Origin of the sequence: Flavobacterium sp. (genome assembly GCF_040402835.1) — a bacterium.
GTDB lineage: Bacteria > Bacteroidota > Bacteroidia > Flavobacteriales > Flavobacteriaceae > Flavobacterium.
Window position 1 is genome coordinate 17,990 of the sequence record NZ_JBBALW010000027.1, and the last position, 13,554, is coordinate 31,543.

At 32.7% G+C, this 13,554-nt stretch carries 16 protein-coding genes; 7 read left to right on the top strand and 9 right to left on the bottom strand.

Features of this window, described 5'->3' with window-relative positions:
- Positions 1–47 precede the first annotated feature (47 nt).
- From AC9UEH_RS09490 to mraZ, 5 genes are read right to left on the bottom strand one after another with little or no spacing between them, the layout of a single operon-like run.
- Positions 48–1,508: a UDP-N-acetylmuramoyl-L-alanyl-D-glutamate--2,6-diaminopimelate ligase gene (locus AC9UEH_RS09490; protein WP_509531158.1), complete on the bottom strand. Its 1,461-nt coding sequence runs from the start codon at positions 1,506–1,508 to the stop codon at positions 48–50.
- Entirely contained in the window at positions 1,508–3,511 is a 2,004-nt protein-coding gene (locus tag AC9UEH_RS09495; protein ID WP_509531133.1) for a PASTA domain-containing penicillin-binding protein, read from the bottom strand. The genes AC9UEH_RS09490 and AC9UEH_RS09495 overlap by 1 nt, the downstream gene beginning before the upstream one ends.
- Entirely contained in the window at positions 3,505–3,855 is a 351-nt protein-coding gene (locus AC9UEH_RS09500) for an FtsL-like putative cell division protein (RefSeq protein ID WP_509531135.1), read from the bottom strand. The genes AC9UEH_RS09495 and AC9UEH_RS09500 overlap by 7 nt, the downstream gene beginning before the upstream one ends.
- A gap of 3 nt (positions 3,856–3,858) precedes the next feature.
- Positions 3,859–4,767 (bottom strand): 16S rRNA (cytosine(1402)-N(4))-methyltransferase RsmH, encoded by a 909-nt coding sequence (rsmH, locus tag AC9UEH_RS09505; protein ID WP_509531137.1) that lies wholly within the window; start codon positions 4,765–4,767, stop codon positions 3,859–3,861.
- On the bottom strand, positions 4,742–5,215 hold the full coding sequence (gene mraZ / locus AC9UEH_RS09510) for a division/cell wall cluster transcriptional repressor MraZ (protein WP_509531139.1): 474 nt from the start codon (positions 5,213–5,215) through the stop codon (positions 4,742–4,744). Before mraZ ends, rsmH begins: the two co-directional genes overlap by 26 nt.
- 361 nt (positions 5,216–5,576) lie before the next feature.
- Here mraZ and AC9UEH_RS09515 point away from each other — a divergent pair, with 361 nt between their 5' ends.
- Together AC9UEH_RS09515 and yihA are read left to right on the top strand one after the other, a co-directional pair.
- Positions 5,577–6,341, top strand: coding sequence for an alpha/beta fold hydrolase (locus AC9UEH_RS09515; RefSeq protein ID WP_509531141.1), 765 nt, complete (start codon positions 5,577–5,579; stop codon positions 6,339–6,341).
- Between the two features lie 93 nt (positions 6,342–6,434).
- Positions 6,435–7,055 (top strand): ribosome biogenesis GTP-binding protein YihA/YsxC, encoded by a 621-nt coding sequence (gene yihA, locus AC9UEH_RS09520; protein WP_509531143.1) that lies wholly within the window; start codon positions 6,435–6,437, stop codon positions 7,053–7,055.
- Positions 7,056–7,115: 60 nt separating this feature from the next.
- Here the strand turns inward: yihA and AC9UEH_RS09525 are convergent, their stop codons facing one another.
- Together AC9UEH_RS09525 and AC9UEH_RS09530 are read right to left on the bottom strand one after the other, a co-directional pair.
- Positions 7,116–7,313 carry a hypothetical protein gene (locus AC9UEH_RS09525; protein WP_509531144.1) on the bottom strand — a complete coding sequence of 66 codons (198 nt, stop codon included), beginning with the start codon at positions 7,311–7,313 and terminating at the stop codon, positions 7,116–7,118.
- 21 nt (positions 7,314–7,334) lie between these two features.
- Positions 7,335–7,475: a helix-turn-helix domain-containing protein gene (locus AC9UEH_RS09530; RefSeq protein ID WP_509531145.1), complete on the bottom strand. Its 141-nt coding sequence runs from the start codon at positions 7,473–7,475 to the stop codon at positions 7,335–7,337.
- Between the two features lie 191 nt (positions 7,476–7,666).
- Here AC9UEH_RS09530 and AC9UEH_RS09535 point away from each other — a divergent pair, with 191 nt between their 5' ends.
- Positions 7,667–8,239 (top strand): hypothetical protein, encoded by a 573-nt coding sequence (locus tag AC9UEH_RS09535; RefSeq protein WP_509531146.1) that lies wholly within the window; start codon positions 7,667–7,669, stop codon positions 8,237–8,239.
- 75 nt (positions 8,240–8,314) lie between these two features.
- Here AC9UEH_RS09535 and gldC read toward each other — a convergent pair whose 3' ends face one another.
- Positions 8,315–8,647: a gliding motility protein GldC gene (gene gldC / locus AC9UEH_RS09540; RefSeq protein WP_509531147.1), complete on the bottom strand. Its 333-nt coding sequence runs from the start codon at positions 8,645–8,647 to the stop codon at positions 8,315–8,317.
- Positions 8,647–9,603, bottom strand: a complete 957-nt coding sequence (gene gldB, locus AC9UEH_RS09545; RefSeq protein WP_509531149.1) for a gliding motility lipoprotein GldB — start codon at positions 9,601–9,603, stop codon at positions 8,647–8,649. Before gldB ends, gldC begins: the two co-directional genes overlap by 1 nt.
- A 144-nt stretch (positions 9,604–9,747) precedes the next feature.
- Here gldB and nadE point away from each other — a divergent pair, with 144 nt between their 5' ends.
- From nadE to AC9UEH_RS09565, 4 genes are all read left to right on the top strand, one after another.
- Entirely contained in the window at positions 9,748–10,554 is an 807-nt protein-coding gene (nadE, locus tag AC9UEH_RS09550) for an NAD(+) synthase (RefSeq protein WP_509531150.1), read from the top strand.
- A gap of 18 nt (positions 10,555–10,572) precedes the next feature.
- On the top strand, positions 10,573–11,199 hold the full coding sequence (gene pth, locus AC9UEH_RS09555; RefSeq protein WP_509531151.1) for an aminoacyl-tRNA hydrolase: 627 nt from the start codon (positions 10,573–10,575) through the stop codon (positions 11,197–11,199).
- An 89-nt stretch (positions 11,200–11,288) separates the two neighbouring features.
- Complete coding sequence (locus tag AC9UEH_RS09560) at positions 11,289–11,624, top strand: T9SS type A sorting domain-containing protein (protein ID WP_509531152.1); 336 nt, start codon at positions 11,289–11,291, stop codon at positions 11,622–11,624.
- Positions 11,625–11,737: 113 nt separating this feature from the next.
- Positions 11,738–13,477, top strand: coding sequence for a T9SS type A sorting domain-containing protein (locus tag AC9UEH_RS09565; RefSeq protein ID WP_509531154.1), 1,740 nt, complete (start codon positions 11,738–11,740; stop codon positions 13,475–13,477).
- The last annotated feature ends 77 nt before the right edge of the window (positions 13,478–13,554 follow it).

A 13,554-nucleotide genomic window follows, 5' to 3' on the forward strand; every position in this document is an offset into this window, starting at 1 on the left:
CTTATTGGCTTTTCGACTAAACGATTAAACATTTATCCGATGAAACCTTATTTTCCTAATTGATCTAACATTTCTTTTACAATTTTCATATCATCAAAATCGTGGCGAACACCATTAATTTCTTGATATGTTTCGTGTCCTTTTCCAGCAATTAGAATAATATCATTGGCTTGAGCCAATTGACAAGCCGCTTTAATTGCTTGCTTTCTATCTGAAATTGAAACTGTTTTATTAAAATTTTGAGGCGCAACACCATGTTCCATTTCTGCAATTATCGTTTCAGGATTTTCCGTTCTTGGATTGTCCGAAGTAATAATTATTTTATCACTTAAAATCGATGCGATGTCTGCCATTATTGGGCGTTTCGTTTTGTCTCTGTCACCGCCACAACCCACAACCGTAATCAGTTGTTCGTTCTTGGTTCTAATGTCATTTATCGTTTTCAAAACGTTTTCTAAAGCATCCGGCGTATGCGCATAATCAACAATTGCCGTAATATTTCCTTTTGAAACTATGAATTGGAAACGTCCAGAAACACTTTCTAATTCAGATAATAATCGTAAAACTTCTAATGATTCTAACCCTAATTCAACCGCAGTTCCGTAAATTGCCAATAAATTATAAGCATTAAATGTTCCTATCAACCGAACCCAAACTTCATTATCATTTATTTTTAATAGCAATCCCGACAATTGATTTTCTAAAATTTGCGCTTTATAATCAGAATATGTTTTCAAGGCATACGTCAATTTTCTTGCCACTGTATTTTGCAACATTACGCTTCCATTTTTATCATCACTATTTGATAATGCAAAAGCAGTTTTCGGTAAATTATCGAAAAACGATTTTTTTACATCTCTATATTCCGAAAATGTAGGGTGGTAATCTAAATGATCGTGAGATAAATTGGTGAAAACGCCTCCAGCAAATTGCAACCCTTCTGTTCTTTTTTGATGAATTCCGTGAGAACTTACTTCCATAAAACAATAGTCAACACCTTCATCAACCATCTCTTTTAGATACTGATTTATCGTAATTGAATCAGGCGTGGTGTGCGTTGCTTTGTATTCTTTGGTGTCAACTAAAATTTTAACTGTAGAAAGTAATCCCACCTTATACCCTGCTTTTTGAAATAATTGATACAATAACGAAGCCACCGTAGTTTTTCCGTTGGTGCCTGTAATTCCAACCAACTTTAGTTTTTGAGACGGGTTTTCAAAATAATTTGCCGCCATAAAAGCCATCGCTTTGTTTGTGTCTTTTACTTGGATATAAGTAATTCCTGTAACAATTATCTCTGGAAATGTATCGCAAATTATTGCAATTGCGCCTTTATTAATAGCGGTTTCAATAAAATCGTGCCCATCAGAAATTGTTCCGCGAATGGCAATGAAAACATCATTTTCAGAAATTTTTCTGGAATCAAATTCCATTTTTTCAATAGCAACATCCGTCGAACCATTTACGGCTTCAATTGCTACTTTCCAAAGTATTTCTTTTAGATTTATCACGATAATTCTAATGTTATAGTTGCTTCACTTGTAATAGCTACTCCCGGATTAATGGATTGTTTTTTTACTTTTCCAACCCCAATTATTTTTACTTTTACTTTAAGATTTCCCAATAAAGCAACTGCATCCATTCCTGACATTCCTTTTAAATTTGGAATTACATTCTTTTTTTCTTGCGATTTTGCGTAGTAATCCGAGTAATTTTTTTCTTGTGTAGGATTCTTTTTATCCAAATTTTTCACTTCATTTCTCGTTGGCGAATCGGTAAAAATCTTTTGCGCTATTCTTTTAAAAACAGGACCCGCAACATCGGCCCCGTAATAAGTATTATTGGAAGCATCCGGATCGTGAACTACAACAATACATGAATATTTAGGCACATCTGCAGGAAAATAACCTACAAATGACGAAATATAATGTTTATCTGCACCGCCGTTAGATGCATAATTTGCTTGAGCTGTTCCCGTTTTTCCGGCCATCGAAAAATCCTTAGAATATAATTTTGATGCTGTTCCTCTTTTAACCACATTTTCCAAAACAGCTTTCAATTTTAGAATCGTTTCTTGCGAACAAATCTTTGGATTGATGACTTTTTTATTGAATTTCAACACCGTTCTATTCCATTCTTTTATCTCTGAAACGAATTGTGGTTTTACCATTTCACCGTTATTTGCAACAGCATTATAATATGTCAACGTTTGCAATGGCGTGATTGAAACTCCATACCCAAAAGCCATCCACGGAAGTGAAAGATTTGACCACGTTTTATCTGTAGGCTGGGGAATATAGGGTTTCCCTTCTCCTTGAAATGGCAATCCCAATCGAGAATTCAAACCATACGCATCCAAATGATTTACAAATTGAGAAGGATTATTTTTATAATTATTATAAACCGCCTGAACCATTACGGTATTTGATGATTTTTCAAATCCTTTTGCCAATGAAATAATTCCGTAACCGCCTTCGTGAGAATCTGCAACTTTCTTTCCAAAATAAGTAACTACTCCACCATTCGTATTATAAACAGCACTTGTGTCCACTTTTTTATCTTCTAAAAGCGTCATCAAATCTGCCAATTTATAGGTTGAGCCCGGTTCGTGAGATTCAGCAATTGCATAGTTTGTCGTTTCAGAATAAACGCCTTCTGCAACTTTTCCTAAATTAGAAATTGCTTTAACTTGACCCGTTTTAGTTTCCATAACCACCACGCATCCGTGATCAGCTTTGTATTTTTCAAGTTGTTCTAATAACGAATGATGCGCAATATCTTGAATATAAACATCAATCGTAGAAATCACATCGTAGCCATCTTGCGGCTCAACTTCATTTACATCACGGATAGGCTTCCACTGTCCTTTTGCAATTCTTTGCTTTAGCACTTTTCCGTCTTTTCCGTTTAAATATTTTCTAAATGCCCATTCAATTCCTTTTCCATCCGGCAAACCTTCTGGCGTAATGCGCTCATAGCCAATAGTTCTTTGCGCAATTTCTCCAATTGGATGTTTTCGAACTGTTTTTTGTTCAATGATAATTCCACCTTTATAAATTCCTAATTTGAATAAAGGAAAACTCTTAATTCGCATATATTCCGTGTAACTCAAATCTCTTGCAACTAATAAAAATCTGTTTTTGTTTGTTCTTGCAGCAGTTAATTCCAATTGAAAAAAACTGCTGGACTTATTAAATAAAACACCTAATGAATCGGATAAAGGTTTGATGTTTTTATGAAAATCCTTAGAATCTGGCGCCAGAGCATCAAATCGAATGGTGTAATTTGGAATAGACGTTGCCAACAAACTTCCATCAGACGAATAAATATTTCCTTTATTGGCAGGAATAACAAAATTTCTTATGGAACGTTCTTTGGCTAATTTGCGCAAAGAATCACCTTCTACCCATTGGATATTAGTGATTTTTACTACAATTGCAAGCGCCATTAAAAAGATGACAACTGCAACTATATAAATTCTTAAGATTATATTTTTATTATCTTCTACCATAAATTTTTCAGAAAACCTTTTTCTTCTTCTTTCTTTACTATTATTTTTATCGGTGGTGATGAAGCGGGTTTGATGCCTTTTTCAATCATTTTAAGTGTAACTGTAGATTCCATTTTTAACTTCATTAATTCCGAACGACGGTCAACAAATTCCGAACGCAATTCTTTTACTTCTCCTGTCAATTCAATGATTTTAAAAACTTTTTGATCTACATTATTGTTGTTGGCAATCATAAAAATGGCTAGAAGAATTAGAAAAACAATGAACCGCCAATTTTTAGCCGCATTTGCTTCTTCGTTGATTAAAAATCTTGCTTTTAATATGCTGTAAACGCCATTTTTCATTATTTACCTCTTTTCAGCTATTCTCAATTTTGCACTTCGAGCCCTATTATTGATTTTAATTTCTTGAAAATCAGGAACAATTAATTTTCCAATTGTTTTAAATGGTACTGAAAAATTTCCAAAAAAATCACGCTCTGGTTCGCCTTCAAACATTCCGTTTTTCATCAATCTTTTTACCAATCTGTCTTCCAATGAATGGTATGAAATAACACTCAATCGTCCACCTGGCTTCAAAACTTCCAAAGATTGTTCTAAAAATTCTTTTAAAACATCCATTTCTTGGTTGACTTCAATTCGGATTGCCTGATACATTTGAGCCAATATTTTATGGCTTTTATGCGCTGGCAAAAAACGTCCTAAAACTATTTTTAGCTGTTCTGTATTTTTAATCTGTTCTTCTTCACGAGCTTCAATAATTACACGGGCAATTGCTGGTGCATTTTTCAATTCTCCGTAATCCAAAAAAACTCTTCTCAAATTTGTTTCGTCGTATTCGTTGACAACTCGATACGCATTTAAGTCGTTTTTCTGACTCATTCTCATATCTAATTCAGCATCAAAACGAGTTGAAAAACCACGTTCTGCAACGTCAAATTGATGCGAAGAAACTCCTAAATCAGCCAAAACTCCATCAACGCTTTTCACATTATGAAATCTTAAAAACCTTTTTATAAATCGGAAATTTTCATTTATCAAAACAAAACGTTCGTCGTCTAAAGCATTTTCTATAGCATCTTCATCTTGGTCAAATGCGAATAACTTTCCATTTGGACCCAAACGACTCAAAATTTCTTTTGAATGTCCGCCTCCGCCAAAAGTCACATCAACATATATTCCGTCTGATTTTATATTAAGTCCGTCAACAGATTCTTTTAATAATACAGGATTATGATATTCCATTTTCATCGTCATTTACGTTACCCATCACCTCTTCTGCTAAATCTGCAAAGTCAATTTCATCGTTAGAAATGAAATTTTCATATAAATCTTTATCCCAAATTTCAACGATATTTACAGCTGAAGAAAGTACCAAATCTTTAGAAATTGATGCAAATGCAACTAAATCTTTAGGAACCAATACTCGGCCTAAAGCATCTATTTCAACCACTTTTACACCCGCAGTAAAACGGCGAATGAAGTCGTTATTTTTCTTTACAAATTTGTTCAACTTGTTGATTTTATTCATCATCAAGTTCCATTCCGACATTGGATATAATTCCAAACAAGGCTGAAAAACCGAACGTTTCAAGACAAAACCGTCAAGAAGTGAAGCTGTCAATTGCTTTTTTAAAGGCGCAGGCAAAAGCAGCCTTCCTTTAGCATCAACTTTACATTCGTATGTTCCAATTATTGAATTCAATTTTAATAGTATTTGAAATGGTTCTGACAAAAATATAAAAAAATTTACCACAATATACCACAATATACCACTTTGTTAATAAGTTTTACCACTTCCTGCAAAAAACCGCTAATTTGTAGGTTTCATTTCATAAAAGGTTCTTTGGCAAATCGTTAAGAAACACCATAAATTAGAATCAAAAACTCAATAATTTATTATTTGCGCTTCATTTACATCGAATTTGCAACTTTAGAAATCCAAAAATCGAAGTCAAATTTTCATTTTTAAGATTGTTTTAAGCTTGAAAAATAATGACAATCATTTAAAATAATAATTAGTTATTAAATCTTATATTTGTCAAAATTGAAATGTCATTATAATAATGGAACACGTATTAAAAAAAGAAGGGCGTTATACCTATTTTGAAGCTGGCGAAGGAACACCAATTATCGTTTTACACGGATTAATGGGTGGTTTAAGCAACTTTGAATCGGCTGGGGCTTACTTTTCTCAAAAAGGATATAAAATTATTATACCTGAATTGCCAATTTATACTCAAAGTCTTTTGCGAACTAATGTGAAGTCTTTTGCCAAATACGTTAAAGATTTTATCACATTCAAAGGTTTTGACAGAGTAATTCTAATGGGAAATTCGTTGGGTGGACACATTGCTTTATACCACGCAAAAATGTATCCTGAAAAAATGTTAGGACTTGTAATTACAGGAAGTTCAGGACTTTACGAAAGCGCAATGGGTGACAGTTACCCAAGACGTGGTGATTATGAATATATTCAAAAGAAGGCAGAAGCAGTTTTTTACGACCCAAAAGTTGCCACAAAAGAAATGGTTGATGAAGTTTTTAGTATGGCAAACGACCGAATAAAATTAATCAAAACCTTAACTATTGCCAAAAGTGCCATTCGTCATAATATGGCTAAGGATTTACCAAAAATGCACATTCCAACGTGTATTATTTGGGGAAAAAACGACACAGTAACGCCGCCAGATGTTGCGTTAGAATTTCATAAATTACTACCAAATTCAACTTTATATTGGATTGATAAATGTGGTCACGCGGCAATGATGGAACGACCTGACGAATTCAATGAACTTATGTTTGAATGGTTACAAAAGGTAAATTTGTAATATTTCAAAACAGATAAACCACAACATTTCGAGTATTTACTGGAATTGTTGTGGTGTTTTTTTTGACTACCTTTGCAGAAATCAAATTTGATTATGAAAATTAATACCGCCGAATTTATAATCAGTAATTCTGAAGTTGATAAATGTCCGAAAGAGTTCTTGCCAGAATATGCCTTTATTGGTCGTTCAAATGTGGGAAAATCTTCTTTGATAAATATGCTGACGAATCATAAAAACTTAGCAAAAACTTCGGGAAGACCTGGGAAAACTCAATTGATAAACCACTTTTTGATTAACAACAATTGGTTCTTAGTCGATTTGCCTGGTTATGGATATGCGAAAGTTTCCAAAAAAACGAAATCTGTTTTTCAACAATTTATAACCGATTATTTTGAAACCAGAGAACAACTCGTATGCGCTTTTGTTTTGATAGATATTCGTCACGAAGCGCAAAATATTGACATCGAATTTATGTCGTATATGGGGGAAAGTGAAATTCCTTTTTGCATTGTTTTTACAAAAGCGGATAAAATCAGTAAAGTGAAAATTGATTCCCACATTGCAGCTTACAAAAAGCAAATGTTCGCAAATAATTGGGCTGAAATGCCAAATCATTTTGTGACTTCCGCAACAGAATCAACTGGAAAAATGGAATTATTGAATTATATAGACGAAGTAAATCAAGAAGTTTTCAAAAACAACAGTCAGTTTTAGAAAACTCTTTTTTACAATAAAAAATCCCAAAACACATAAATATGTTTTGGGATTTTTTCGTTATTTTTCATCTAACTTTTTTCTCAAATAAAGAACTTCTTCTTTTAGTGATTTGATTTGATCAACGTAAGCTTCTCTTTCTTTATCAAATGTTTCAGTTATAACTTTTTTTACATTAAAATAACCACTTGAATTTTCATTAAACGTATTATTAAAAACCTGATTTTCATCAAAAGAAATCAAATCATTAATATCCAATTCAAAAATATTTGCAATTTCTTAAATTCTTTCAAAATTCACTTTAGATTTATTATTTTCAATATCCGAATAAGCAGCTTGTGATATACTTAATAAATTTGAAACATAGTCTTGAGAAAACCCTTTTATAGTTCTAATTTTTCTAATTTTTTCTCCAATCATCTTTCGTGTTTTTTATCAAATATAAATAAAATTATTTAAAAGTTTAACTTATTATTTAAAAGTTTTACTCATAAAATATTGGCACTTGTGAAATTATATTTACAATATAATAAACAATGGAAACCAGATACCATTAAAAAAAACGGGGTGTTATCGAAAAACCATAAGAGTAGAAAAAAAACCAAATAAAAATGAGAAAAATCGGATTAACAATTGCAATTACTTTTTTAACAACTTTTTGCTTTTCGCAAGATGTTATTACTTTAAAGACAGGGGAAGATATTAGTGCAAAAATAATTGAAGTAGGACTAACAGATATAAAATATAAAAAATTTGACAATATTGACGGTCCGTTATTTACAATTTTAAAATCTGAAGTCTTAATGACGCGTTATAAAAATGGCACAAAAGAAGTTTATAATTTAGAAAAGAAATCTGGAAAAGAGAATTCAAACAATGAAGAAATGACGCTCCAAGGCACAAAAGATGCAACAACCTATTATAAAGGTCAAAATTCAGGGAAGGTTTGGACAGCGGTTACATCAGTATTGACATCTCCAGTTTTAGGACTAATTCCTGCTATTGCTTGCTCTTCTTCAGAACCAGAACAAGAAAATTTAAATTTTAAGGATGCCGAATTGATGAAAAATACAGCATATAATGTTGCATACAATGAAAAAGCACACAAAATTAAAAAAAATAAAATCTGGAAAAATTATGCTATAGGTTCGGGAGCATGGTTATTATTAATAATACTTTTGTAATTTATTTTTCTTACAATAAAAAAATCTCAAAACGCAATGATGTGTTTTGGGATTTTTTCGTTATAAAAATGATTACTATTTGTTCAAATCTAATTTTTCAGCGAAATAATCACAGAAATCTTTCATGGTATCCGACATTTTTTCGTCGTCAGTAGCACGTTTGAAAGTATCCGACATCGCTACTAAAGTTTGATGGAAAAATAATTTCATTTCGTCAACAGGCATGTCTTTTGTCCACAAATCGATTCGCATAGATTCTTGTGCTTTGCTGTCCCAAATAGAAAGCATAATGGCTTTGGCATCTTCAGCTTGAACGCCACCATCTTGTGCTGTCCAGCTTAGTTTTTCGGGTACTTTATTCTCGTCTAATTCTACGAAAAATTTAATTTCAGAGGTTGTATTTGCCATTATTTTTTAGGTTTGTATTTTGATTTTTGAAATAATTCCATTGAATCCATTTGCAATACTTGTTGCAAAGTTACATCATTATTTTCCATAAAAGAACGAACTATTTGCCATCCAACCCAAGTTCCAACTCTTCCCGGCGTATCATTATCAATTTCTAAATAGAATTTTGAGAACGGCGCAACATTAATAAATCGGTTCGGCAATTTAGAATCCGTGCTGTATAACAAATTATTTTCTATGAAATTACGCCACATATAACTTTCGTTTTCTTGACACCACGTAATTTGTTCTGGAGTATAACCGATTTTTTCAGCATCGGTAGTTTCGGGTAATAAAAGGTCTTTTAGATACAATTCTTTTCCTGCGTAAATCATTTGCGAAAGCAACGTTTTATCTGAAACATTTGGAATTTTTGTTGCTGCAAAACTGGAAACAATATCAGGCATAATTTGATTTTCCTCAAAATTTTGTTTTAGATATTCAGGAAACTCATAAAATTTGTGGTTTTTTCCTAAATATAAATCCAAAGAAATTACGACCAAACTATCGGCATAAATTGCTTTGTTTTGATAATCCATTTCAGAAATCAGAGTGATTACTTTTGGTGTTTTCGATTTTGGAAAATAGTATTTTATATGACGGAAAAGATTATCTAAATCGGCATTTACCTTTTCAAAATTAGAATATTTTTTCTGCACTTCCTTGTATAAATCTCTGTTTAATGGGTTTTTCATTTTATTGACCCAAACTGAATCTGGTGTTGCAACGGGAAATAAATACGGGTATTTTTGTTTGATTTGCGAAAGATTTGCAACTGGAGTTTCATAGAAAATTTTGTCGAAACGTTCTACTTTTACAGATACGGGAATGTTTTCGACTTCTTTTTCTATTTTACTTTTTTTATCGCAAGATGCCAAAAGCACCAATAATGAGAATAAAGACAACAAATTTTTCATATTAGACATTTTTTAGCCCTGAGTGCAGTGGAAATCCTTTTTTTGAGGCACGAAAAAAAAGATTGCAACGGAAAGCAGGAAATTGCTCCAAATAATTATTAATTTTGCAAAGATACATTGCAGTATTTTAAATTTTTACAAATTATGTTTAAAAAAAGTACAATTCAAATTGAAAAAGTTAACAATCACATTGTCAATTGGTTAAAAGAATATGCGATTGCTTCAAAAACGAATGGTTTTGTGATAGGAATTTCTGGGGGAGTTGATTCGGCGGTTACTTCAACACTATGTGCCCAAACGGGATTGCCAACTTTGTGTGTAGAAATGCCGATTCATCAGGCGGAAAGTCACGTAAGTCGTGGGAAAGAGCACATTTTGCAACTTAAAAATAGGTTTTCAAATGTTTCCAGCACGATTGCAGATTTGACTACGGTATTTGACAGTTTTGTAGATTTAGTACCAAATGGCGATGATGAAAACATGAAACACCATGCTTTGGCAAATACTCGGGCGAGATTGCGAATGACAACTTTGTATTATCATGCAGGAATTTATGGGTATTTAGTTGCTGGAACTGGTAACAAAGTCGAGGATTTTGGCGTTGGTTTCTACACAAAATATGGTGATGGCGGCGTAGATTTGAGTCCAATTGCAGATTTGATGAAATCGGATGTTTTTGCGCTTGGAGAATTTTTAAAAATACCCGAATCTATACTGAAAGCTGAACCTTCGGACGGACTTTTTGGAGATGCAAGAACGGACGAGGAGCAACTTGGAGCCAGTTATGATGAGTTGGAATGGGCAATGCTTGAAGATGAAAAGGGAAAAACTGCAGCCAATTTTTCAGGAAGAGAGCAAATTACATTTTCAATTTACAAAAGACTGAATGCTACAAATCAGCATAAAATGATTCCGATTCCTGTTTGTTTGATTCCTTCAGAATTTAAATAAATAAACTACTTTTGCGATATGATAAAATGGCTGAACGGTTTATTTACGAAAGTAAAACCAGCAGAGAAAATACATGTTATGAATAAATTTTTGATTGTAGGTCTCGGAAATATTGGTGCTGAATATGTAAACACGAGACATAATATAGGGTTTAAAGTTCTAGATTTTTTAGCTAAAGATGAAAGCATTTCATTTGACAATTTAAAATTTGGTGCTTTAGCAGAACTAAAATTGAAAGGCAAAACTTTTTTTCTATTAAAGCCAAACACCTATATGAATCTTAGTGGAAAAGCGGTTAAATATTGGATGGAAAAAGAAAATATTCCGCTACAAAATATTTTAATAATTGCTGATGATTTGAATTTGTCTTTTGGAACCATTAGAATTCGTTCAAAAGGAAGTGATGGCGGGCATAATGGCCTAAAGAATATAACATTATTATTGAATACTCAGGAATATGCTCGTTTTCGATTTGGAATTAGTGATGAATTTAAAAAAGGAAAACAAGTAGATTATGTGCTTGGGAATTGGGATGATATTGAAAAAACGAAGCTTCCAGAACGATTAGAATTGACCTCTGAAACTATAAAATCATTCGGTTTGGCAGGTTTAGAAAACACAATGACCTCGTTTAATGGAAAGTAAACGCAGTTTCAAAAGTTAAAACAATGTAAATAGTCCGTTAAATTGGTTTGTTTGCGAATAAAATGAATACCTTTACAAAAATCTTTTTTATGCCTAAAAAATACTTTTATATTGTAGTAATTTTATTTTGCTTTTTTTCATTCAATATGAATGCTCAAGAAAGTAAAATTCAATCTAGAACTCAAGACAATTCTATTGATGGTTTGAGTTTTTACCCAAACCCTGTGAGCAATGGCAAGATTTACATTACTTCAAAATCATCTTTAGATAAAGAGGTAATTATTTTTGATGTTTTGGGTAAAAAGGTATTTCAAACACTTGTTAATTCAAAAGAATTGAATATTTCCATGCTCTCTCCGGGCGTTTATATCATTAAAATTAAAGAAGGTGACGCTACTGCCACTAGAAAACTAATTGTCAAATAGTATCTAATCTGTTGATGCGTTAGTAATTTAATGTTTTTTTTACATTGAAACTTTTATTATAAATAAAATTTGTGCTTATTTTTGTTTACTTTTAAATTCTAAAAAAATTAATTATGAAAAAAATTTACGCTTTATTGTTCACATTGACATTTGGTGCTTTTTGCTTAGGACAAAATCTTGTTGTAAATGGCGACTTTGAAACTTGGACTACTTCCACAGTTCCTGCGGGATGGAGTGTTGCAAATGTAACAACTCAGGACGCAACAGTATTTCATGGTGGAATGAACTCTGCAAAGCAGGTTGCAACTGCCTCGAGCAAACTATCACAAGTAATTACTGGTATTGTAGCCGGTAAAACTTATACGATATCTTATTGGTATAAAATTGATGCTACAACTACTGGAAGTGGCGCTAGAATTTGGTGTACTTTTAAAGATGCGGCAAATACTTCTATAGTTGATGCAGTATCTGCAGCAATAACCCAACCATCTGTATATTTACCCGCTAACGGTAATGTTTGGACTCAAGTTGTGTTAAATGTAGTAGCTCCTGCAAATGCAACTAATGTGCTTTTTGAATTTAGAACATATAATGGTGCTGTAATTAATTGGGATGATATGTCAATGGTATGTTCTGATTGTGGAACAGCTCCAACATTACTTATAACATCTCCTGCTAATGCCACTATATTTAACCCAATAACAACAAGTGTATCCGTTAATGTTTCTGTGGGAAACTATACCGTTGCAACTGGGGCTGGTCACATCCATTATACTGTTGATGGCGGTGCTCCAATTATGAAATATGATACTACGCCTATAGTTTTAAACGGATTAGCTGTTGGATCCCATACGGTCGCGATGTTTTTAGTAGACGCAACCCATTTGCCATTAAGCACTCCAGTGAATGCGTCTGTAACCTTCACAATTGCTAGCATCTCTAATGTAGCAACTATAGGTGCTTTACGAGCCGGGACTTTAAATGCTTATTATACTTTAACTGGATCCGCTGTAGTTTCTCACGTTAGAACTCCTGCAGGTACAGTTACGGTTTCTACTACTAGAAATCAAAAATTCATTCAAGATGCTACCGGCGGTGTATTAATTGATGATAGTGCTGCTAAAATCACAACACCTTTTGCATTAGGTGACAGCATGAACAATGTGTCTGGCCAATTAATTGACTACAATGGAGTGTTAGAATTTGTTCCATTACAAAATCAAACTGTTGTTTCCTCAGGAAATGCACTTACCGCTCAAAACATTACTATAGCTTTACTAAATGCAAATGTGAATACATATGAAAGTAAATTAATTAGTTTTAACAATATCACTGTTACAGGAACAGTTGTAGCTGGTGTTGTAACTCCTTTAACCGCAGGTGCTGTATTCGCTATAAATACAAATTATAATGTATTTGACGGAACAACTAACGGAGTATTAAGAACAGGTTTTGCAGAAGCAAACTACATTGGAGCAACAATTCCTACAGTTTCGTTTAATATAACTGCATTAGGATATGATAATGTTACAACAGCTGTTCCGCCAGTTTTAACTCCGCAATTTATCCCTAGAAACTCTGCAGACTTTTCTGTCACTTTACTGCAAACACAAACCAACGAAATTGCCGGATTACAAATTTATCCAAATCCAGTTTCAAACGGAGTTTTACATATAGAATCTAACTTGAACAGTGAAAGAACAATTTCTTTATTTGATGTTTTAGGAAAACAAGTTTTAAACACAACTACATCGAACAATACAATAAACATTGCTAATTTAAACAGCGGTATTTATATTGTGAAAATTACTGAAGGAGCTAAAACAGCTACTAGAAAATTAGTAATTAGATAAAAACGATTGGTTTTAAAATAATATTTTGACTAGTCCTAAATAATCGATACAGATTATTAGACAAAAATAGATAAATT

Excerpts from the sequence above, each read along its gene's own strand:
- AC9UEH_RS09530 (WP_509531145.1), bottom strand. The coding sequence starts at position 7,475 with ATGATTGGAGAAAAAATTAGAAAAATTAGAACTATAAAAGGGTTTTCT.
- AC9UEH_RS09515 (WP_509531141.1), top strand. The coding sequence starts at position 5,577 with ATGGAACACGTATTAAAAAAAGAAGGGCGTTATACCTATTTTGAAGCT.
- pth (WP_509531151.1), top strand. The coding sequence starts at position 10,573 with ATGATAAAATGGCTGAACGGTTTATTTACGAAAGTAAAACCAGCAGAG.
- AC9UEH_RS09495 (WP_509531133.1), bottom strand. The coding sequence starts at position 3,511 with ATGGTAGAAGATAATAAAAATATAATCTTAAGAATTTATATAGTTGCA.
- AC9UEH_RS09500 (WP_509531135.1), bottom strand. The coding sequence starts at position 3,855 with ATGAAAAATGGCGTTTACAGCATATTAAAAGCAAGATTTTTAATCAAC.
- yihA (WP_509531143.1), top strand. The coding sequence starts at position 6,435 with ATGAAAATTAATACCGCCGAATTTATAATCAGTAATTCTGAAGTTGAT.
- gldB (WP_509531149.1), bottom strand. The coding sequence starts at position 9,603 with ATGAAAAATTTGTTGTCTTTATTCTCATTATTGGTGCTTTTGGCATCT.
- AC9UEH_RS09560 (WP_509531152.1), top strand. The coding sequence starts at position 11,289 with ATGCCTAAAAAATACTTTTATATTGTAGTAATTTTATTTTGCTTTTTT.
- nadE (WP_509531150.1), top strand. The coding sequence starts at position 9,748 with ATGTTTAAAAAAAGTACAATTCAAATTGAAAAAGTTAACAATCACATT.
- AC9UEH_RS09535 (WP_509531146.1), top strand. The coding sequence starts at position 7,667 with ATGAGAAAAATCGGATTAACAATTGCAATTACTTTTTTAACAACTTTT.
- AC9UEH_RS09565 (WP_509531154.1), top strand. The coding sequence starts at position 11,738 with ATGAAAAAAATTTACGCTTTATTGTTCACATTGACATTTGGTGCTTTT.
- gldC (WP_509531147.1), bottom strand. The coding sequence starts at position 8,647 with ATGGCAAATACAACCTCTGAAATTAAATTTTTCGTAGAATTAGACGAG.
- rsmH (WP_509531137.1), bottom strand. The coding sequence starts at position 4,767 with ATGACGATGAAAATGGAATATCATAATCCTGTATTATTAAAAGAATCT.